The following is a 1,825-nucleotide window of genomic DNA, read 5'->3' as shown; positions in this document are numbered from 1 at the left end:
ACGACGTCGAGGCACTCCCAGGGCGCGAGCATGTCGAGCACGACGCGGTCGATCGTGCCCGACTCGACGGTCTGCGGCAGCGCCTCGACCAGGTCGCCGACGGTGATGCTCCACGCCGGGTGGTCGACGCCGAAGAACTCGCGCGCGTTGCCCGCGGCGATGGCAGCGAAGTCCTCGCGACGCTCGAACGAGTACAGGCGCCCGTCCTCACCGACGGCGCGCAGCAGCGACATCGACAACGCACCCGAACCGACGCCCGCTTCGACGACGCGTGCGCCGGGGAAGATGTCGGCCATCGTGACGATCTGCCCGGCGTCCTTCGGATAGACGACAGCCGCGCCGCGCGGCATCGACATGACGTAGTCGCTCAACAGCGGACGCACCGCGAGGTACTCGACGCCCGCCGTGTTCGTCACCGTCACCGCATCGGGCGAACCGATGAGGTCGTCGTGCTTGATGTGACCGCGGTGGGTGTGGAACTGCTTGCCGGGCGTCAGCGTGATCGTGTGCATGCGCCCCTTGGGGTCGGTGAGCTGGATGCGCTCGCCCTCCCGGAAGGGGCCGCGGCGGTACTCGGCGCCGGTCGACGGGGCGGGGGTCTGATCGCTCTCGCTCATGGGGAGCAAGTCTAGGCGCCCCGCGGCATGGTGCCGCTCTCGTGCGCGTGACGCTGCATCGCACGCTCGAGGTCGGCGAGCGTCGCGATGCCGACCAGTCGCAGCGCGACCGGGTCGTCGGCAGCTGCGGGCTGCCCTTCCACCGGCATGCTGACGGTGACGACACCCGGCGTCGGATCGCCCTCGAACGCGGGCAGGATCGCCATCACGTCGTCCTGCGGTGAGGAGATGACGGCGCCCGCATGCGGCAGCAGGGCCTCGCCGAGGGCGCTCGCGGGCACGTGCGGGCGCTGATCCACGGGCACCCGCACGTGCGCACCGGGCGCGACGAGGGCGCTGGCGGCGCCGTCTGCGTCGATGAGGACGATCGTGTCGCCCGTCTCCGGCAGTGCCGCGACGGGCGTGCTCGCGGGGACGGCGACGGCGGGGCGGATGACGTCGGCGACTCGGATGCCGCCGAGGAACTCGCGGTTGATGCCGACGTTGACGGCGACGCTCGCGCCGCGCCAGAGGAACGAGGCGATGAACAGCAGCCACACGAGGCTCCACAGCGAGCCGGGCGCGCGTACGAACCCGAGCACGGCCCACGCGGCCACGCCGATGGCGACGATGCGTCCGCACCAGCCGGCGGCCTTCATGCCCGTGGCGCGGTTGCCCGTCAGCTTCCACACGAGCGCGTCGACGAGGAACCCACCATCGAGCGGCAGACCGGGCAACGCGTTGAACGCCGCGACGAACGCGTTGCTCCACGCGAACGCCCCGAGCAGCAGCGGCACGGCGCCGTCGCCGTCACTCGCGCGGTGGCCGAGGAAGCCGATCACCGCGAGCACCGCGTTCGACAGCGGCCCGACGGCGGCGACGAGCGCGCTGCGTCCGGGCGTCGCGTCGGGGGTGTCGTAGCTCGTGTGGCCGCCCATGAGGTCGGCGACGATGTGCGTGACGCGGTAGTGGCAAGCCTGTGCGACGAGGGCGTGCGCCGCCTCGTGGACGAGCACGCTGAGCAGCAGCAACAACGCGTACCCGATGCCGACGACGTACGCGCCGAAACCCCATTCGGGGTGCAGCGAGGCGACCTGCGGGCCGAAGATCGCGACGATGATGACGGCGATGATCGGCCACGTGCGTCCGATGTAGACGGGGACGCCGCGCAGCGAGGCGATCTTGAGGCCGGGTGTGGGCTCGGGCATGCCCCAAGACTATGTGGGCCT

At 71.5% G+C, this 1,825-nt stretch carries 2 protein-coding genes; both read right to left on the bottom strand.

Translation table 11 applies throughout. The features are described 5' to 3' along the window. The coding region (locus B2284_RS12720) for a tRNA (adenine-N1)-methyltransferase (protein WP_414646263.1) at positions 1–617 on the bottom strand (617 nt) is incomplete at its 3' end. A gap of 11 nt (positions 618–628) precedes the next feature. Further along, positions 629–1,804, bottom strand: coding sequence for a site-2 protease family protein (locus B2284_RS12715; protein ID WP_074045327.1), 1,176 nt, complete (start codon positions 1,802–1,804; stop codon positions 629–631). Between the last annotated feature and the right edge of the window lie 21 nt (positions 1,805–1,825).

The sequence above is a fragment of the Dermacoccus sp. UBA1591 genome (genome assembly GCF_002322065.1).
Lineage (GTDB): Bacteria > Actinomycetota > Actinomycetes > Actinomycetales > Dermatophilaceae > Dermacoccus > Dermacoccus nishinomiyaensis.
Note: the sequence above shows the minus strand (reverse complement) of the source record. Positions and strands in the feature narration are given on the sequence as shown.

Bases quoted from the DNA above. Each gene is read 5' to 3' on its own strand.
- B2284_RS12715 (WP_074045327.1), bottom strand. From the start codon at position 1,804: ATGCCCGAGCCCACACCCGGCCTCAAGATCGCCTCGCTGCGCGGCGTC.